This is a genomic window from Sphingomonas sp. F9_3S_D5_B_2 (assembly GCF_054263715.1).
The window spans coordinates 1,087,242-1,105,816 of sequence record NZ_JBSZFB010000001.1; the positions used below are offsets into that span (position 1 = coordinate 1,087,242).

14 protein-coding genes and 1 tRNA gene are annotated in these 18,575 nt (G+C 66.0%); 8 read left to right on the forward strand and 7 right to left on the reverse strand.

Annotated features, from left to right (window positions below; translation table 11 throughout):
- Nucleotides 1-17 precede the first annotated feature (17 nt).
- The 6 genes from ACUXST_RS05320 (at nucleotide 18) to ACUXST_RS05345 (ending at nucleotide 6,602) form a co-directional block, all read left to right on the forward strand.
- Nucleotides 18-698: a class I SAM-dependent methyltransferase gene (locus tag ACUXST_RS05320; RefSeq protein WP_458388891.1), complete on the forward strand. Its 681-nt coding sequence runs from the start codon at nucleotides 18-20 to the stop codon at nucleotides 696-698.
- Nucleotides 699-761: 63 nt separating this feature from the next.
- A complete protein-coding gene (locus ACUXST_RS05325) occupies nucleotides 762-2,333 on the forward strand; it encodes a lipopolysaccharide biosynthesis protein (RefSeq protein WP_458388892.1) in 1,572 nt (523 codons plus the stop codon).
- A gap of 270 nt (nucleotides 2,334-2,603) precedes the next feature.
- Nucleotides 2,604-3,734: a glycosyltransferase gene (locus tag ACUXST_RS05330; RefSeq protein ID WP_458388893.1), complete on the forward strand. Its 1,131-nt coding sequence runs from the start codon at nucleotides 2,604-2,606 to the stop codon at nucleotides 3,732-3,734.
- Entirely contained in the window at nucleotides 3,710-5,029 is a 1,320-nt protein-coding gene (locus ACUXST_RS05335) for a glycosyltransferase family 4 protein (RefSeq protein WP_458388894.1), read from the forward strand. Before ACUXST_RS05330 ends, ACUXST_RS05335 begins: the two co-directional genes overlap by 25 nt.
- Nucleotides 5,026-5,748: an AAA family ATPase gene (locus ACUXST_RS05340; RefSeq protein ID WP_458388895.1), complete on the forward strand. Its 723-nt coding sequence runs from the start codon at nucleotides 5,026-5,028 to the stop codon at nucleotides 5,746-5,748. Before ACUXST_RS05335 ends, ACUXST_RS05340 begins: the two co-directional genes overlap by 4 nt.
- The gene (locus ACUXST_RS05345; protein ID WP_458388896.1) at nucleotides 5,745-6,602 is read left to right on the forward strand and encodes a heparin lyase I family protein; all 858 of its coding nucleotides are present in this window, start codon (nucleotides 5,745-5,747) and stop codon (nucleotides 6,600-6,602) included. Before ACUXST_RS05340 ends, ACUXST_RS05345 begins: the two co-directional genes overlap by 4 nt.
- 3 nt (nucleotides 6,603-6,605) lie before the next feature.
- Here the strand turns inward: ACUXST_RS05345 and ACUXST_RS05350 are convergent, their stop codons facing one another.
- The gene (locus tag ACUXST_RS05350; protein ID WP_458388897.1) at nucleotides 6,606-7,223 is read right to left on the reverse strand and encodes an LmrA/YxaF family transcription factor; all 618 of its coding nucleotides are present in this window, start codon (nucleotides 7,221-7,223) and stop codon (nucleotides 6,606-6,608) included.
- A gap of 92 nt (nucleotides 7,224-7,315) precedes the next feature.
- Here ACUXST_RS05350 and ACUXST_RS05355 point away from each other — a divergent pair, with 92 nt between their 5' ends.
- A complete protein-coding gene (locus ACUXST_RS05355) occupies nucleotides 7,316-8,152 on the forward strand; it encodes a DoxX family membrane protein (RefSeq protein WP_458388898.1) in 837 nt (278 codons plus the stop codon).
- A 27-nt stretch (nucleotides 8,153-8,179) separates the two neighbouring features.
- On the opposite strand, the gene ACUXST_RS05360 is transcribed toward ACUXST_RS05355, so the two are convergent.
- From ACUXST_RS05360 to ACUXST_RS05380, 5 genes are all read right to left on the reverse strand, one after another.
- On the reverse strand, nucleotides 8,180-9,787 hold the full coding sequence (locus tag ACUXST_RS05360) for an FAD-dependent oxidoreductase (RefSeq protein WP_458388899.1): 1,608 nt from the start codon (nucleotides 9,785-9,787) through the stop codon (nucleotides 8,180-8,182).
- A 10-nt stretch (nucleotides 9,788-9,797) separates the two neighbouring features.
- Entirely contained in the window at nucleotides 9,798-11,717 is a 1,920-nt protein-coding gene (gene asnB, locus ACUXST_RS05365; RefSeq protein WP_458388900.1) for an asparagine synthase (glutamine-hydrolyzing), read from the reverse strand.
- Between the two features lie 90 nt (nucleotides 11,718-11,807).
- A complete protein-coding gene (locus ACUXST_RS05370; protein WP_458388901.1) occupies nucleotides 11,808-13,262 on the reverse strand; it encodes an efflux transporter outer membrane subunit in 1,455 nt (484 codons plus the stop codon).
- 13 nt (nucleotides 13,263-13,275) lie between these two features.
- Nucleotides 13,276-16,473 (reverse strand): efflux RND transporter permease subunit, encoded by a 3,198-nt coding sequence (locus ACUXST_RS05375; protein WP_458388902.1) that lies wholly within the window; start codon nucleotides 16,471-16,473, stop codon nucleotides 13,276-13,278.
- Entirely contained in the window at nucleotides 16,470-17,672 is a 1,203-nt protein-coding gene (locus ACUXST_RS05380; RefSeq protein ID WP_458388903.1) for an efflux RND transporter periplasmic adaptor subunit, read from the reverse strand. Before ACUXST_RS05380 ends, ACUXST_RS05375 begins: the two co-directional genes overlap by 4 nt.
- A gap of 142 nt (nucleotides 17,673-17,814) precedes the next feature.
- On the opposite strand from ACUXST_RS05380, the gene ACUXST_RS05385 reads away from it, so the two are divergent.
- Nucleotides 17,815-18,414 carry a TetR/AcrR family transcriptional regulator gene (locus tag ACUXST_RS05385; RefSeq protein WP_458388904.1) on the forward strand — a complete coding sequence of 200 codons (600 nt, stop codon included), beginning with the start codon at nucleotides 17,815-17,817 and terminating at the stop codon, nucleotides 18,412-18,414.
- A gap of 4 nt (nucleotides 18,415-18,418) precedes the next feature.
- Here ACUXST_RS05385 and ACUXST_RS05390 read toward each other — a convergent pair.
- Nucleotides 18,419-18,493 (reverse strand) — tRNA-Gln (locus ACUXST_RS05390).
- Between the last annotated feature and the right edge of the window lie 82 nt (nucleotides 18,494-18,575).

An 18,575-nucleotide genomic window follows, 5' to 3' on the forward strand; every position in this document is an offset into this window, starting at 1 on the left:
AATCTGGGAGAGTTCCTGTGGAGTTCAGTAACCTATCAACCAAATACCTCGGCGACGTCGCCACGACGTACAATGCCGAGCGCGTCGGCCAGAAATGGCAGTCGGAGCAGGCTGCTGCCGATGAGCTGCTTGGCCGCGTCCCCGACGGTGCGACCGTTCTCGACGTGCCCGTCGGCACCGGCCGGCTCATGGAATTCTACAAGAGCCACAAGTTCGACGTCACGGGCCTCGACATCTCGCCCGACATGATCGGTCAGGCGCGCGCCGCCGCCGAAGCCAACTCGGTCGATGTCAAGTTCCAGCAGGGCGACATCCGCTCTATTCCGTTCGGCAACGACACTTTCGACCTGGTCGTTTGCCTGCGTTTTCTCAACTGGATCGACAAGGATGGCGTCGCCGCCGCCCTTGGCGAGTTGGCGCGCGTGAGCTCACGCAACGTGCTGATCGGTATTCGCTACCTTACCGCCTGGGGCGACATGAGTGTCGGATCGAAGCGCTTTGCGATGCGCACGGTCGGCATCCCGCGTTACCGGGCCCGCAAATGGGGGCTGGTCTATCACGAGAAGAGCTTCGTGCATGACCAAATCAAGGCCAAGGGCCTGCGGGTCGTAGAGTCGCGCCACGTCGAGCGCCGCTGGGATGGCACGGACTACGTCTTCTTCCTGCTCGAGAAAGAGCGGACCAAACCCAGTGCGTAACTCCGAACTCTTGGCACGGGCGTTCTCGCCGCGTGCGAAGGGCCAGGATGGCAGGCGAGCCGTGTGACCGAGCGTTCCCTTACTCACGAGACCATGTCGGGCCTGTTCTGGCAGAGCACGGTCGCCGGGGCGAATATCGTCATCCGCACCGGCGTGCTCATCCTGCTGGCGCGAACCCTGGAGCCCACTGCGTTCGGCCTGGTGGCGGCGGCGCTCGTCGTCACCACCGTAACGCAGGTGTTCAGCCAGATCGGCACCACGCAAGCGCTCGTCCAGCGGCTGACGATCACGGACGCGCATGTGCGGAGCGGCTTCGCGGTCGCGCTGTTCACGGGCGTTCTCGCGGCCATCGTGATTGCGCTCGGCGCGCCGTTGTTCGCGCTGCTGTTCCACATGCCCGAAGTCGCGGTGATCATCCGCGTTTTCGCCCTGCTTCTAATCCTGAACGGCATCGCCGCTGTGCCGATCGCGATGCTGCAGCGGGAGAAGCGATTCAAGAAGCTCTCGCTGATCGAGCTCATTGCGTTCAGCTCCGGCTACGGAGCACTGGGCCTGATCCTGGCCTATGCGGGCTTCGGCGTGTGGTCGCTCGTCATCGCGCAGCTAGCGCAGGTCATCATCCGCACCGTGCTCTACTTCCGGGCCTCCCGGCCGCGGATTTCACTGGTGCCGGACCGGACTGCAGTTCGCGAGCTGTATGAAGTTGGATCGGGGTTCTCGGCGGGGCAGATCGGCAACCTCGTCGCCACCCAGATCGATTATTTCGTCGTCGGGCGCTACCTCGGGGCTGCCCCGCTCGGCCTGTACAATCGCGCTTACCAGTTCCTGATGCTGCCGGCGCAGCTGTTCGGGACGGCCGCCGCGACGGTGCTGTTCCCCGCGCTCGCTTCGATCCAGGACCAACCGGAGCGCGTTGCCCGCGCCTACCTGCGTGCGATTGCGGTTATCGCGATGCTCACGCTGCCGCTGACGGGGGTTTGCATCCTCGTCGCTCCGGAGCTCGTCCAAGTCACTCTCGGCGCGCGTTGGATCGCAATGACGGTGCCGTTCCAGATCCTGATTGCCAGCCTCCTATTCCGGACCAGCTACAAGATCAGCGACTCCCTCGCCCTCGCAACCGGTGCGATGCGCAGCCGTGCGGTACGTCAGTGGATCTACGCGGCAGCCGTGGGCGTGGGCGCAGTCGCCGGTACGCCGTGGGGCCTGAACGGCGTGTCTGCAGGCGTCGCGGTCGCAGTGGTGCTGAACTTCCTGATGATGCTGCAGCTTGCCGTCGATCTTACGAAAATCTCATGGTCCACCGTGATCCGGATCCACGTCCGCCAGGCGCTCGCGGCGGTGCCGGTGGCAATCTGCACGGGGCTTTCCGTGGCCGCTGCCCGACATTTCCACCTCGCAGACTGGCTCGTTCTGATCGTCGGCGGCGCTGCAGGCGCGGTGGCCTGGTTCGCGATGTGGTGGCGGTTCCGCTCCGTGTTCGGGGAAGAAGGCGCCTGGGCTTATCAGCTCGCTGCCGACCGTCTCGCGCCGTTTGCAACCAAGCTCAGATCGTCGAAGTCTAATGCACCAGCCGGATCACCGCGATCGCAACCGCAGCGACCACGAGCCACGACGCAATCGAGAGCAGAAATATGACTCTCATGCTGGCCGAGTAGGAAGCGCGATGCTCCACCGGGAAGCTGGACGGCTCGTCAGCCTCGAAGGGGCCCTCACGGACTTGGGTCTCTGGATCACCATGGTGCTCCACCGGAATCCTTCCCGGGCCGAGGCCTCTCGGACATTGCCTTCCAAGGTCGGCATCCGAACGCCGACACTGCCACTGTCGGCAGCCTTAACACTCCGGAATAGCAGTGGAAGCAATTTGTTGGCTCCCAGAGGCCGTTTAGCGGCCTTGAGGTCGCTACGATGACCACCGCGATATTGATTCTGATCATCGTCGCGGCAGCGAGCTTCGCAGCATTCGTTTATCCGTACCTTTTGTACCCGATGATGCTCGCTATGCTCCCCAAGCGGGCCGTGCAGGCACGGCCCGTGGATTGTTCGGTCTCGCTCCTGTTTTGCGCGTACAACGAAGCGCGTTCCCTGCCCGAGAAATTGAAGAACCTGCGTGAATTGAAAGCGGCGAGGCCGAGCCTCGAAATCCTCGCCTACGATGACAATTCGAACGACGGCACGTCCGAGCTCCTGGCGGCGGCTTCCGACATCCTCACCTGTGTGCCCGGAGCCGGGCGGACCGGCAAAGCCCACGGTATGAAGATCCTCGCCGCCAAGGCTCGCGGCGACATCCTCGTCTTCACCGATGCCAACGTTATCCTGGCGACTGACGCCATCGACAAGCTCCTGCCCTATTACGGGGACCCACAGGTCGGCGGCGTGTGCGGCACGCTCAAGTATCTGACGGATGAGCGCAGCGTCACGTCGGAGATCGGCTCGGCCTACTGGCGGCTCGACGAGAAGCTGCGCACGCTCGAGTCCGCTACCGGCAACGTGATGGGCGCGGACGGATCGATCTTCAGCGTACGCCGGTCGCTCTACCCCGATTTCCCCGACACCGTGCTCGACGACCTCACCGTATCGATGAGCGTGATTTTCGCCGGCAAACGCCTGATCAAGGCGAGCGATGTCGTCGCCTACGAGGGATCGGTCGCCGAACGATCCGAGGAACTGCGCCGGAAGATCCGTATTGGTGCCCGCGCCTCTCACACCCACGGCTACCTGCGCTCGCAGCTTCGCGGGATGCGCTTGGTTGACCGGTTCAAATACAATTCGCGCAAGGTGGTCCGCTGGTACGGCGCCGCCTTCCTCGCGATCGGCACCGTGAGCGCCGCTGCCGCAGCCCTGATGATCAGCCCGCTTGCCGGTCTCGTCCTGATCGCCGCCGGAGCAGGACTGTTCGCGCTGTGCCTGAAATCGCGCACAGGCGCGCTGAGCAAGATCGGCGAAATCCTGCTCGCCACTGGCGCAACGCTGCTGGGAGTGTTCCAGGGCTCACGCGGCCGCACGATGGCGACATGGTCGCCCGCGAAGTCGCGATGAAGGAGCCCGGCAATCCGGTTGACGGGCGGAAGCTGCGCATCAGCTATCTCTTCCCGCAGTTCCCTGTCCGCACGCAGGTGTTCGCGATTTCCGACATCGCTGCGCTGAGGGCGCAGGGCCACGCCGTCGCCGTTCACACGATGAAGCCGCCCCCTAGGAACGAGGCGGCGCTGCTGGCCCTGTGCGAAGTGCCGGGCGACCTGCCAATCATGCGGCCGACCCTGCGCGGTGCGCTGCGGTGGCCCGCGCTGGTCTGGAAATACAGGCAGGAGGCGGCAAAGCTTGCGGCAGAGGTAATCAAGTCCGCGCCAAGCTCGCCAGCCGTGGCCGCGTCCGCATTTCTTTGCATCCCGCGCGTGCTCGAGGTGCTCGACGAAACCAGGCGCTTCGGCAGCGAAGTCCTGCACGTGTTCTGGGCGCGCCACATCGGCATGACGCTCGCCGCCAGCGGCCTGGACGAACGACCGGTACTGCGAAGCGCCTTCGTTGGCGCCTACGATCTCGTCGCTGACGATTTCCTAGTCGATATGACGCTCGGGTCGGCGGACGTCGTGTTCTCTCATGCGGAAGCGAACCGCGCCTACGCCGAGTCCAAGGTTAGCGGCGTGCCGGTCCACATCGTTCACCGCGGCATCCCGTTGCCGCCGGCGGGTGACGACGAGGACCGGGATCCCAATCGCTGGATAACGGCGTCCGCGCTCGTGCCCGAGAAGAATGTCGAGGCAGTGCTGCGCCTGTTCGCAACCGCCCGTGCGCGTCAACCGGAACTCACTTTGTCGGTATTCGGGGATGGTCCCGATCGCCAGCGGCTGGAGAGCCTGGCCGTCAATTTGAACTGCGCGGACGCAGTGGACTTCGCCGGCCACGTGTCGCGCAGCCAGTTGTTCGCAGAGATGCAGCGCAGCGGCACGTTCCTGCTGCTGTCGAAAAAGGCTTCGGAGCGCCTGCCCAATGTCCTCAAGGAAGCGCTCTGGGGCGGCTGCGCCGTGATTGCGTCGCCCTCCGAAGGGATTGAGGAACTGATCCCCGACGATAGTATCGGCGCGGTGGTCGTCGATCCGGACGACCTCGCTTCGGCCTTCCTGCTCATCCGGCCCTTGCTCGATGAGACCGGAGAGCGCGCGAACGAACGCCGGAAGAAGGCGCGCCAGCATATCGCGGAGAATTTCTCGAGCGACCAGAGCATGAGCCGGTACGTGGGGGCCTGGCGGCAGAGCCTCCGGGCGAAACCCTCCCCGAAGTCGGCCTGGGATCGCCCCTCCGCGAAGATTGCTGCCGCACCGGAGGCTGCATGAGCGACGGCCTCCAACTCATCGAGTTGTTCGGCCTTCCCGGTTGCGGCAAATCGCTGGTCGCCGAGCGGATTTGTTCGCTTCACGACATCCGGTCCCGCTCGGACCTGTCCACGTCGTGGCAGGAGCTTCGTCGAATCGAGAAAGCTCGTCACCTCGCGGCTAGCTTCGCTGACATCTCGAGCGACGCGGCGATCGCCCAGCTGGTGGGTGGAGAGCGGATCGCCACCAAGCGCCCGCTTAAGCGCACGGCACGCCTGCTCGCCAAAAGCGCCTGGCTGCGAGCGCAGCGCGGGCGCCTGCTGCTCGATCAGGGATTCCTGCAGGACCTTTGGTCAATTCTGTATTCGGCGGACCGCATGGCACCCGATGCGGGCAGGATCGCGCGCGTGATATCCAGGCTCTACTTGGGCACGGACACGCACGTGGTATTCATCGACGTACCGCGTCGCTGCTCGGCCGAACGGGTGGCGCAGCGGACGCACGGCGACAGCCGGCTGGACGGCCTCGGCCAAACCGAAATCCTTGCTCGTCTCGATAGAAGCGCGCGGATCCCGGACGCCATCATCGAGGCAGCGGGTCGGGCAGGCCTGACGGTCCATCGGGTCGACGGCACGCAGCCATTCGATGCGGTCGTTGAGCAGGTCGGCACGATTGCGCAGCGATCCGCGAAGCCGCGGACAATGAGTCCCCTTTCCTCCCCCGCGCAGGCCGCGGCATGAAGCGGATCGGCCTGTCGATGGGCATGTCCCGGCGGAATTTCTGCGTCGCCGCCCTTGGCACGGCGGCAGCCGCCGGAGTCATCGCGCAGCGGCTCGCCGGTGCTCACGCAGCGGCGAACGATCACGGTTATGAGTCAACGCTGGTCGACGGCCTGACCCCGCCCTCGATCATGTGGAGCGGCCGCAAGTGGCGCTGCAACATGGGTTCGACCTGGCACCCCGGCATGGACTACTGCCTGCGCCGCGACGGCGGCAGGGCCCGCTTTGAAGTTCGGCCGACACCGTTCGATCGCGGCCAGAGCGAGAGCCAGCAGAAGCGCCGCTCAGAGCTCAGCGGCAGCGTGTATGGCGACAAGACCCGCCTGCCGAATGGCGTGCCGTTGTGGGGAGCATTCTCGTTCATCCATCACCGGTGGGCAGACCCCACAGGCATGGCCGATCTCGATGGCGCCGTTCACGGGCAGATCCACATGGGGTCGAAGTTCGGCGGTTCGCCAGCGCTCGCTTTCCGTCGCAACGGGCGAGGACAATTCGTCATCACGACGCGCGGTGAGTTCGAGCCGGACACCACTTCCCGCTGGCGCGCTTCATTGAGCTTCGATGAGGTCCACGACCTCGTCTACCGCGTCATCCTGGACGAGGCTGCCGGTGCTCTCGACGTCTGGATCGACGGCAAGAAGGTGCTCGAAGTCGGCAGTGCATCCATCGGCAGTCACTTCGCCGAGTCATATTGGAATGTGGGCTGCTATTGCTCGTCCGGCGTGACCTGCCCAGTCGTCGCCGAATATTCCAATCACGTCTACCCTGGTCCCCGCGACCTGACCGACCGGACCCAGCGCCGCCCGCCCTGGTAGATTTTAGCCTCCGGAGCTCGGCAGAATCCGTTCGAGTGCCCTGATCACGGTCCGCAGCGGCTCGGTCGACTGCTCCGTCTTCGCCATGGACATCGCCCCTGAGTATGCAGCGACCACCAAAGTGGCGAGCTCCTCCGGCGGGCGACCCGACCGACTCTCGTCCTGATGACGGAGACCATCGACGATCGCGTTTCTCCAGTCCTGGAAGATTGGCTGAAGCGCCTTCCGGAAGTCGCTGTCTGCGAACGCAAGCTCCAGCGTCAGGTTGTTGAGAGGACAGCCGCGGACCCTGCAGGCCTCATCCAACGCGTCGGCGATCGCGGTCATGGCAGTACCGATACCCTCCACCGGCTGCTGCGCCTCCAGCACCGGCTTGATCCAGCTTTGCTCGACCTCGGCGGCAACACGCTCCCGCACCACAGCGAGGCCGAGCGCCTTCTTGTTGGGGTAATGGTGGTGCAGCGCACCGCTGCTAACGCCGGCAGCCCGCATGATCGCGTCGATCGAGGTTTCGGAATAGCCGCGGTTCTGGAACAGTTCGGCCGCCGCATCGAGGATCCTGTTGCGGACGGCGGCAGGGTCGTTCTTCCTGCTGTTTAAGCGGACGCGCTTCGTGCTCATCCCGAGGCAGATAGAGATTCCGTTCGCCGGTTGACAGAACAGATTGAACAGTCTGTTTTACACCCGCGCTGTTTGAGCGTGATGGAGGGCAAATGGTCGAGGATACCCGGGCCGCGCTGAACCCGAGCCAATCCGCGGCGACCGCGCACGATGCAGCGCTGTGGCCGCTAGAGGGCCGAGTTCCCTATGCGCTCGCGGCGGCAATGCTCGGCGTGATATGGCTTGCAAGCCGCAACTTCATCAACGTGTGGCAGCCTGTCGCGGACGAGTTCCCGGCGCGGCAGATGGTCGTCTATGCGGCCGGCGTTGCAATGGTAGGCAGCGCCGCCGGGCTGCTGCTCCGCCGCACTGCTCAGGTCGCGGCGGTCATCCCGACATTGCTCTACCTGCTCTTTGTTTGGGGCTGGATCACGCGCATCATGCTGCTCCCGACCGTGTTCGGCACATGGTCGGGCTGTGGCGAGGAAATCGTGCTTGTGGTCGCCGGCGTGCTCCTGATCACGACCGACCGGCAAACGCTGTCGCCGCTACGAAACGTCGTCATGGGCTCGCGCGTCCTGTTCGGCATCTGCGCGGTGTCGTTCGGGATCATCCATTTCGACGCGCTGGAGCCAACCGCGAAGATGGTCCCAGGCTGGATTCCGGGTTCCGGTACCTTCTGGGCAATGGCGACGGGCGCGGCGCACGCCGCTGGCGGCATCGCCCTGATCCTGAACTTCCGTCCGCGCCTTGCGGCTCAGCTGCTTGCCGCCATGTACATGGTCTTCGACCTGCTCATCTGGATTCCCGGCGTAGCGGCAAATCCGCGCGACCCGATTGCCTGGGGCGGCACTGCGGTGACGCTTGCCATGGCCGCATCTGCGTTAGTTCTGGCGGATGCGATTGCGGCAACGCGGCGACCATCGAGGGACTTGGCCCACGCGCACTGACAGTGCGCTGCCGGCTGTCAACGGATTCTAGCCAGTGCGCTTGGAGTCCAGATGGTCGGCGAGCCTGAGTGCGAGCGTTATGATCGTCAGCGTCGGATTGGCCCAGCCGGCGGTCGCGAAGACCGAACTGCCAGCGACGTAGAGATTGTCATAACCATGGACGCGGCAGTCGGCGTCGACGACCCCCCGCTTTGGATCGTCGCTCATCCGCGTCCCGCCGAGTTGGTGGTAATTGGCGAGCGGGTGGTTACCGACCGTCCGGTCGACTGGCCATTGCAGGTCGGGATCGGAGAGCCAGTCGCTTGGCGTGGCCGATCCTTTCCCGAGCCGCCGCAGCTCGGCATCGAAGGTCCGCACCAGCACCCGCTGGCTGTGCTTGTCGATTTCGCTGAGCCGCCAGTCCAGGTTCGCTCTCGGGCTACCGAGTGCGTCACGCTCGTCTGACAGGATCACCCTGCTGTCCGGGTTCGGCGCCTGCTCTCCGCGAGTAATCAGATACAGGCTCGTCTTCCCGGCTTTCGCCTTCGCGCGCGCAACTCTCTCGCGCACGTGAGCCTGGAGCCACGCGCGGATACCGCGGTAAAGGTGATCGAGCGTGCGGCCCGTCCGCGTCGGATCGACCGAGTGCTTGATCTGGCTGTAGAGCTTGTTGCCAAGCGTAACGCCGTGTTTCGGGTCGCGCTGCAGCTTCATGGTGACGATGCCGTTGAGCGCCCTCTCCCGCTCCTGCGTTTCGTCTCCCAGGCGCAATGCGGGCGCGATCGGTGGCCCGCCCCGCATGTAGCGTTTCCTGAAAACCGACCACAGCTCAAACGACTGCGTGGTGTTTATCCTGGCGATGCGCCCCGCCGGATGCTCCATGAAGAAGCGGCCGACCTGATCGTGCGAATTGCCGATGCCGTTGGGCTCGACATCGTTCGAAGCAAGCAACAGGCGCGAGTTCTCGATCGTGCCACAGGCAACGACGAAGCGGCGGGCGCGCACCTGGAGCGTCGGCCCGCCAAGCGAGCGCACCTCCACCCGCTCGATCGCGCCGGCTTGGGGGCCGGCCCGCAGTTTCACGGCGTTGGCGTGCAGGAGGATGCGCAGCTTGGGCGAAGCGAACAGGTCCTTGGCCCGCGACGCTGCAAACCGCTCCCTGACTTCATCGAAGCGCCACAGCGCCGCGTCGATGCGGGCCGGATCGAACCCCGGATCGGCCACCCCAAGCGCAGCCCACACGTCCTCGTCGTAGTTGAACTGCCCAAGTTCGAGCATGTCGTGCGCTTGGCGGTAGTAGGGCAGCAGGTCGGCACGGGTGATCGGCCAGCCCGAGTGGGGGACCCATTCGCGGTTCCGGAAATCGATCGCGTCGAGCAGCGCGCACCGGCCGCCCCAGATGGCGACCGTCCCGCCGAAGAACCGAAGGCGCGACTGGTCGAGATCGTAATATGGCATGCCGACGTTGGCGCCGCGGTAGAGGTCCTGCGTCGCCTGCTCGAAATCGAGCCCGCCGCTTTCGAGCAAAGTGACGCTCTGGCCGCGCTCGGACAGCCGGCGCGCCAGCGTCAGCCCGGCAGCTCCAGCGCCGATAATGCAGACGTCGCTCACTTCGGCGCCGGCAGCGTCCGGCTCCTGGCGCAGGTCGATCAACATGCCACCGCGCTCACGCTACTTTCCTCTGGGCCTCGGCATAGGTCTGCTTCCACCAGCAGCCGAACATCGCGATCGCGTACAGGATCCGACCGTGGTTGGCGGCGCCGCTGCGGTGCTCGGCAATCAACTGGTCGACTGCATCGGGCCGAAGGAAGCCGCTTCCCGCGGCGCCGCTGTCGTGCCACGCCTCGCGCGCGAACTCGCTGAAGTCGCCGCGAAACCATTCCGCGAAGGGCAAGCGGAAGCCCTGTTTGCGTTTTGGCAGGGCGCCTTCGGGCAGCCAGGGCTCGACGGCCTTCCTCAGCACGTATTTGCCGGTCTTGCCTCGGCGCTTCATGTCGGCGGGCATCGTGAGGCACCAGTCCACCAGCGCATGGCTTAGGAAGGGCACGCGGGCTTCCAGCGAGAACGCCATGCTGGTGCGGTCGAGGCGGCTCAGGTGAGAGGGCGGCATGTGCGCCGTAAGGTCGGCAAGCATGAACTGCTGGAGGGGCGTAAGGGCCTGCGCCTGGGGATCCGCGAAGTACTCCTGCTCGAGGCGGGCAAACGGCGCGGTGGCCTCCTGGCGCGCGTGGAAGCCGGGATCATACAGGCGCTCGCGCAACACAGCGGACGAAATCTGTGTTCGGGCGAAGAAGCGCTGGTAGCTGCTCTCCAGCATTGCCGTATCGCGCCAGCGGCGGGCGTTCTGCGACCAGTAGTTCCAGCGGTGCGATCCGGTTTTCGGAAGGCGGTCGATCAGCGCCGCTGCCGGCCCGAGGGCCCTGAACAGCGGCCGCATGCGCGCCGCGTTCAGCGCGTTGCGCTGGCGCTTATAGCCGGCGAAAATCTCGTCCGAGCCGTCTCCACAGAGCACGACCTTCACGTGCTGCGACGCCAGGCGTGAGAGGTGCCAGTGCGGCACGGCCGAAGTCGCGGCGCAGGGCTCGTCGAACGCCGCCTGCACCGACGGGAGCAAGTCCCCGGCTGCCTGGGGAGTCAGCGGCAGCACGATATGCTCGCAGCCGAAGTGCTGCGCCAGCCGCGCCGCGGCATCGGTCTCGTCGACCGAGGTATTCGGAAAGCCGACGGTGAACGCTTTCACCGGCTTCGATGAGTGGCGGGCCATGACCGCTGTGACTGCCGCCGAGTCCACGCCCCCGGACAGGAAGGAGCCGAGCGGCACGTCGGCAAGCATGTGCTGTGCGACGGTGCGGTCCAGATGCTCGCGCGTGGCCTCGACCCAGTCCGCCTCGCTGAGGTCGGTCCGCTCGCGAAACTGGGGGCGCCAGAACTCGCTGACCGTCGCCTCTCCCGTTGGACCGATGCGCAACAGGTGACCCGGGTCGAGCGTGCGCACCTGCCGGAAGATCGAGCGCGGGCGGAGGATGTGGCCGAAGGTGAAGAAGTCGTGGACCGCGCGCTCGTCGATGTCGAAGGCGTGCCCGGGAACGGGGAGCAGGGCGCGGATCTCCGAACCGAAGGCGATGCCGCCGTGCTGCTCGGTGATGTAGAGCGGCTTGATGCCGAGCGGGTCTCGCGCCAGCGTCAACGTCCGCATCGCCCGGTCCCAGATCGCGACGGCGTACATCCCTTCCAGCTTGGTCCAGGCATCGTCCCCCCAGGCTGCAAAGGCGGCGAGCAGCGTTTCGGTGTCGCTGTGCGAATGGAAATGCACCCCCTTCGCCGCCAGCGCGGGCCGCAGATCGAGGTGGTTGTAGATCTCGCCGTTGAATACGATCGCATAACGACCGTCCGGAGTTTCCATCGGCTGGTGGCCGCCGGCGATGTCGATGATGCTCAGCCGCCGCATGCCAAACCCGAAGTCGCCTTCGGTCATGTAGCCGTGATCGTCAGGGCCGCGATGGACGATGCGGTCGTTCTGGTTCGCGACGACCTCTCGCGGAACGTCCCGCCCGCCTCGTCTGTACCAGCCCGCTATGCCGCACATCGTCTTCGTCCACTCGCACGCACCTGCTGCGCGGTCACCGCCTAATCAGTTTAGCGGAGCGGCTCCAGCGCAATCTCCGGCGGTGCAGAGCTAGCGAGGGGCGGCTGCCCTGGAGAGGTCCACTTGAGCGACAGGCGGACCATCCTGCCAGCCGCCGCCCAATGCCAGGAACAGGCTGACGAGGTCGTCGGAGAGCTGCCCCCGCGCTTGTGCGAGCGAAGTTTCGGTCTCGGAGAGCGACCGCTCGGCGTCGAGCACGATCTGGAAGTTCTCGCGGCCGGCCTCGTAGCGAAGCCGCGCAATTCGCGCCGCCTCGCCGCTGTTGGCGCGCGCGCGTTCGAGCGTCGCGACCCGCTCGAGATCGTTGGAGTAAGCCGCCAGCGCGGTTTCCGTCTCCCGCAAGGCGCCGAGCCACGTGCCGTCGAAGCGCGCGAGCGCCGCCTGGGTGGAAGCCTGCGCCTGCGCGATCCGCGCCCGGGCCGCTGCCGTGTTGGGGAAGGTCCAGCTGATCAGCGGACCCAGGCCGAAGCGCAGGCCCGACCCACGGGCCAGGCCGCCGAGGGAGGTCGCGGTCGAGCCCACCGACGCTCCAAGGCTGATATCCGGGTAGAGGTCGGCCGTTGCCACCCCGATGCGCGCGGTGGCGGCGGCGAGTTGCCGCTCCGACTGACGGATGTCGGGACGGCGAGCGAGCAACGCCGCGACGCTGCCGACGGGGATCTGCTGCTGCAGCGTCGGAGTCACGACGCAGGTCAGGGCTTCCGGCGGAAACTCGGCTGGTGGACGACCGGTGAGGACGGCAAGGCGATAGACAGCGCTGCGCTGCTGCGTGCGCAGGGTCGGGATGGTCGACCGCGTCAGCTCCAGCTGCGCGCCGGCTTGCCCCGTTTCCAGCGCCGTCGCGCGCCCCCCTTCGAACAGACGGCGCGTCAGGTCGAACGTCTGCTGCTGCACGCGAAGGCTCTGCTCGGCGACCTGGATCTGCCGGCCCGCATTGCAGGCGTCGGAATAGCTGCGCGTAGTCTCCGCAGCGACGGTGATCCGCGCGACGTCCAGCGCCGCCTGGACAGCGCCGACATCTGCGCGGCTTGCCTCCGTCGCCCGGCGAATGCGGCCGAACAGGTCGAGCTGGTACCCGACGTCGATACCCGCATCGAAGGTCGTACCCGTGGGACCTGCTCCCGACTGGCCGAGCGACTGACCCGATGCGCGCCCGTAGGTTGCGCTTCCCGAAATGGAGGTCGTCGGCAGCCGGGCTGCCCTCGTCTCGCGAAGTGCGGCCTGGGCTTCGGCAAGGTTGGCGGCTGCAACGCGCAGGTCCGTGTTCGCCGAGAGCGCTTGCTGGACCAGACGGTCGAGCACCGGATCCCGGAACAGGCTCCACCAGCGCCCGGGCGGCTCTTGGGTCGTGAACGCCGGTGAGGCCGATCCGACGAACGCCGGCTGCCCCGGCGCGATTGGGGCCGGTGCATGATAGTTCGGCCCGACCGTCGTGCACGCTGACAGCGCCGCGAGGCTGAACAACCCGAGAGTCTTGCGGATCATCGGCGGTGGTATCCTACTCGGCCGCCGGCAGCGGTGCTGCTGGCCCGGCTTGGACTTCGGCATTCGTGCGCTTGCGCCGCTGACGGCGCAGGCTGCGCGCGACCACATAGAAGACCGGCGTAAAGATCAGCCCGAACAGCGTCACGCCGAGCATCCCGAAGCTTACGGCTGTGCCTAGGGCCTGACGCATCTCGGCCCCTGGCCCCACGGCGATCGCAAGCGGGATGACGCCGAAGATGAAGGCGAAGCTGGTCATCAGGATCGGCCGCAGGCGCTGGCGGGCGGCCGTCACGGCAGCGTCGAAGCGGCTCATGCCGTTATGCTCTTCTGCCTGCTTGGCGAATTCGACGATGAGGATCGCATTCTTCGCGGCAAGCGCGATCAGCACCACCAGCCCGACCTGGGTCAGGATGTTGTTGTCCATGCCACGCAGGTTCACGCCAACCATGGCCGCGAGGATGCACATCGGCACGATCAGGATCACTGCGAGCGGAAGCGTGAGCGCTTCGTATTGCGCGGCAAGAACCAGGAACACGAACACCACGGCAAGGATGAAGATCAACGCCGAGCTGCTCCCGGCCGCCTGCTGCTGCAGCGCGAGGCCCGTCCATTCATGGCTGAACCCTTCCGGCAACGTCTTGGAAGCGAGCTGATCCATGGCCTGGAGCGCAACGCCGGACGAAACGCCCGGCGCGGCCTGGCCCTGAAGCTCGACCGCGGGGAACAGGTTGTAGCGCACGACGCGCGTCGGCCCGCTCTCGTTGCGGAGCGTCGCCACGGCCGACAGAGGCACCATCGCACCGCTCGCCGATCGCACCTGCAGCCTGCCAATGTCGGACAGGTCCTGCCGTGAAGTCGGCTCTGCCTGCGCAGTCACGCGGAACGTGCGGCCGAGCAGGTTGAAATCGTTGACGTAGGTCGAGCCGAGATAGGTGCCGAGCGCTTCGTAGACCTGCGCCGGCTGGACGCCGAGCAGCTGCGCGCGATCACGGTCGACATCGGCCTTCACGCGCGGCGAGCCGGTGTTGAACAACGAGAACACCTGGGTGACCTGCGGAAGCTGCGCCGCGGCTCCCATCATCTGCCCGGTCAGGCCCTCCAGCGCCTTGTAACCGGCGCCCGAGCGGTCCTCGAGCATCATCACGAACCCGCTCCCGGTGCCGAGCCCCGGCACCGCGGGCGGCGAGATGAAGAATACGCTGGCGCCTTCGATCGCGCCGACCTTCATCGTCAGCTCCTTGGAGAGCTCAACGGCGGACAGACCCGACTTGCTGCGATCATCCCAGTCGGACAGCTTGAGGAACATCGTGCCGGAGTTGGACGCCTGCGAGAAACTGGCCCCGTCGAGCCCGGCGAAGGTGGCGATGTCGACCACGCCTTTGGAGTTGCGGGCGATCTGCGCCGTATCGCCGAGTACCTGGCTGGTTCGCTCGAGCGAGGCGCCCGGGGGCAGCTGCACGACGCCGATCAAGAAGCCCTGGTCCTGTTCGGGGATGAAGCCAGTTGGCGTCGCCATCAGCCGCCAGCCGGTTAGCACAAGCAGGCCCGCATAGATGACCAGCATGATCGCGGTCTTGCGAACCAGACGTCCGGTCAGCTGCCCATAGCGGTCGGACAGCCAGTCAAACCCGGCGTTGAACTTGGCAGCGCCCATGCGCAGCGGCCGCTGCCACCGCGGGATGGTTTCGTCGTGATGGTCCTGGTGCGGGCGGAGCAGCAACGCCGCCATCGCTGGCGAAAGAGTCTGGGACACGAGCAGCGAAATGATTGCCGCCGAGGCGATGGTGACGGCGAACTGGCGGTAGAAGATCCCCGGAATGCCCGAGACGAACGCCGTCGGGATGAACACGGCCGTCAGCACCAGGCCGATCGCGATCAGCGCGCCCGATACCTCGCGCATCGTCTGGTGCGCGGCCTCCCTCGGCTGCATGCCGTTGCGGATATGGCCTTCGACGGATTCCACGACGACGATTGCGTCATCGACGACGATGCCGACAGCGAGCACCAGTGCAAACAGCGAAAGCGAGTTGATGGAGAAGCCGAGCGCCAGCTGCACCGCGAAGGTGCCGACGAGCGCGACCGGTATGGCCAGGATCGGGATGACCGCGGCGCGCCAGGTCTGCAGGAAGATCAGTACGACGATTACAACCAGCAGGATCGCCTCGAACAGCGTCTCCTGGACCGCTGTCACCGATGCCGAGACATATTCTGTCGGATTGTAAGGGATTGTGTAGACCAGCCCGGGCGGGAAGTCCTTCGAGGCCGTCTTCACCTCCGTGATCACGCGCTTGGCGGCATCGAGGGCGTTCGAACCCGGTTGCTGCACGATCGCGAGAGCGACTCCACGCCGTCCGCTAAACGAACCCCGGATGCCGTAATCCTGGCTGCCGAGCTCGACGCGGCCGACATCCCGGACACGGGTGATCTGGCCGTCGGCGCCGGTCTTGATGACAATGTCCGCGAACTGCGCCGGGTCGGTCAGGCGGCCCTGCACGTCGACCGGCAGCTCGAACGCCGGATTGCCCTTGCCGAACGGCGGCTGGCCGACCGAACCTCCGGCGACCTGCACGTTCTGGCTGCGCAGGGCCGTGACGATCTCACCGGCGGTGAGGTTCAGTGCGGCCGCGCGGTCCGGATCGATCCAGACCCGCATCGCGTAATTGCCGCCACCGAACACCGTCACTCCGCCGACGCCAGGAATGCGCAGCAACCGGTCGCGAAGGTTCGAATTGGCGAAGTTGCCGATGTAGTCGATATCGAGGTTCGGATCGGTCGACGTCAGGGCAACGATCATCAGGAAGCCCGACGATTGCTTCGCTACGGTCACGCCGGTCTGCCGGACCTCTGCCGGAAGCCGCGGCTCGGCAAGCGCAACGCGATTCTGAACGAGCACCTGGGCGGCATCGAGATTGGTGCCTGGCTTGAACGTGACCGTGATCGTCGCCTGCCCCGACGACGTCGAGGATGACGTCATGTAGAGCATGTTCTCGACGCCGTTGATTTCCTGCTCCAGCGGCGCGGCGACCGTCTCCGCCATCGTCTCTGCCGATGCGCCCGGGAACACCGCGTTGATTGCGATCGTCGGCGGGGCGATCTCCGGATACTGGGAAAGCGAAAGCTGCGGGTAGGCAAACGCCCCGATCAGGACGATGAAGACCGACACCACGGCCGCGAAAATCGGCCGTTCGATGAAGAAGTGCGAGAGTCTCACGCGCCGTTGCCGCCAGCAGGTGTCGCGATCGAGGACGGCGGCGCCAGCGCCGGACTGGCGTTTGCGTCAGGCCCACCGGTCATCGTGATGCGGCCCGGGTGCGGCTTGACCTTCTGCCCTGGCCGGGCGCGCTGAACGCCGTCGATGATCACGCGGTCCCGGGCGGAAAGTCCCGAGCGGACGACCCGCAAATTGCCGTTGAGCGGACCAAGTTCGACCGGGCGCGACACCACCGTGCCGTCACGCGCCACGATATAGACAACGCGCCGCGCCGCGTCCGTGACGACCGCGGTGTCGGGGATCAGCAGCGCCGGATAGGGCCGCGAGGCCATCAGGCGCATGTGCCCGAACATGCCGGGCTTAAGGAAACCGTCGGGGTTGGGAACGACGGCGCGCGCCTGGATGGTGCCCGCGCCTGGATCGATGACGTTGCCGACGAAGTCCAGAGTGCCGGAATGGACGTAGCTGGTCTCGTCCTGCAAGCGGATCCGGACCGGCGTTCCGGCCCGGTCGCCCGCGTGCTGGCGCTGGTACTTGAGAATCTGCGCCTCCGAACTGTCGAACGAGAAATGCAGCGGATTGGTCGACACGATCGTCGTCAGCACTGTCTGGTCCGCAGTCACGGCATTGCCGGGGTCGACTCGCCGGCTCGAGATCTGGCCGGAGATCGGCGCCATCACGCGCGTGAACCCGACGTTGAGCTGCTGCGCCCGAACGGCTGCCTGGCTTGCGGCCACATCGGCCTGCGCGCCGCGGAGAGTCGCCTGACGAGTCTCCACCTCCTCGGTGCTCGCAGCCCTGGCAGCGGCGAGCGTCCGCGAACGTGCAAGCTCCGTCCTCGCGTTGACGACGGCGGCCTGAGCACGGGCAAGCTGGGCCTGAGCCTGCGCGAGCGCCGCCTGCGCCGGCCGCGCGTCGATCGTGAAAAGAAGCTGCCCCTTCCGCACGAACTGGCCGTCGCGGAAATAGACCGCCTGGAGATACCCGGTCGAGCGCGGCTTCACGTCGACGCTGTTCACCGCCTCGAAGCGGCCGACGAAGTCGTCCCAGTCCACCACGTCCTGCTGGACCGGCGTCGAGACCGTGACCGGCATCGGCGGCGGCGCGGCCGGCTGCTGCCCGCCCGACGAACAGGCAGAAACAGCAATGGCCAGCAGAAGCGTGAGAATGCCCGCGAGCGCGAGTCTCGTTCCAGTCATCGTAACTTTCCGAAGAGAACCGCGAACGCAAAAGGCGGTGAGGCAGCGCCCGCTACGCTCCGGTCAGAATGATGTCAACGACTGTAGACATTTTTCCGTGGATGAGTTGACCGGCCGCCGATTGACCTAGACAAGCACTGACGTGTCGCCCCGAACCAAGAATGCCGCCGCTACCCGGCAGGACCTCCTGGCGTCGGCCCGCGCCCGCTTCCTCAGCCAGAGCTATGACGACGTCGGCCTTCGGGACATTGCCGGTGACGTCGGCGTCGATGTCTCCCTCGTTGGCCGGTACTTCGGCTCGAAAGAGGACCTGTTCAGGGAAGTGGTCCGCGACGGCACGACAATCCTTCAGCCGGGTGTCACGTCCCGGTCCCTGCCCTGTTTTCTGGCGCAGCTTGCGCTGGAACACGAACCTGGACGCAGCCGCCAGGAAATCGAGCGGCTGCTGATCATCCTGCGCTCCGCATCCTCGCACAAGGCTGCCGCGGTCGTGCGCGATGCCATCGCCGAGGACGTGCTGGAGCCGATTGCCGGTCTCATCGGCGGTACGGACGCGGGCATGAAGGCCAGCCTCTGTCTCAGCGTGCTGATGGGCATGACCATCCTGCGCGAGATCATGTCGGTGGAACCGCTCTGCCAGTGCGACCACCAGATGATCCGCACCAACCTCACCCGCCTGCTCTCCTCCGCGCTCAGGGAGACTGACGGACCGGTGATCGCTTACGGAGTGCTCAAGGACTGAGTGCTGGCTGGGGCGGCAGGATTCGAACCTGCGAATGCCGGTACCAAAAACCGGTGCCTTACCACTTGGCGACGCCCCAGCAGCGGCGCCCGCGAAAGCGCGGGAAGCGCGGCTTATAGTGGCGGCGGCTCGACTTGAAAGAGGCGATGGGGTGTTCGCCC

Coding starts and splice junctions, on each gene's coding strand:
- ACUXST_RS05360 (WP_458388899.1), bottom strand. CDS start 9,787: ATGTTGATCGACCTGCGCCAGGAGCCGGACGCTGCCGGCGCCGAAGTG.
- ACUXST_RS05355 (WP_458388898.1), top strand. CDS start 7,316: ATGGTCGAGGATACCCGGGCCGCGCTGAACCCGAGCCAATCCGCGGCG.
- ACUXST_RS05330 (WP_458388893.1), top strand. CDS start 2,604: ATGACCACCGCGATATTGATTCTGATCATCGTCGCGGCAGCGAGCTTC.
- ACUXST_RS05335 (WP_458388894.1), top strand. CDS start 3,710: ATGGTCGCCCGCGAAGTCGCGATGAAGGAGCCCGGCAATCCGGTTGAC.
- ACUXST_RS05370 (WP_458388901.1), bottom strand. CDS start 13,262: ATGATCCGCAAGACTCTCGGGTTGTTCAGCCTCGCGGCGCTGTCAGCG.
- asnB (WP_458388900.1), bottom strand. CDS start 11,717: ATGTGCGGCATAGCGGGCTGGTACAGACGAGGCGGGCGGGACGTTCCG.
- ACUXST_RS05345 (WP_458388896.1), top strand. CDS start 5,745: ATGAAGCGGATCGGCCTGTCGATGGGCATGTCCCGGCGGAATTTCTGC.
- ACUXST_RS05380 (WP_458388903.1), bottom strand. CDS start 17,672: ATGACTGGAACGAGACTCGCGCTCGCGGGCATTCTCACGCTTCTGCTG.
- ACUXST_RS05350 (WP_458388897.1), bottom strand. CDS start 7,223: ATGAGCACGAAGCGCGTCCGCTTAAACAGCAGGAAGAACGACCCTGCC.
- ACUXST_RS05340 (WP_458388895.1), top strand. CDS start 5,026: ATGAGCGACGGCCTCCAACTCATCGAGTTGTTCGGCCTTCCCGGTTGC.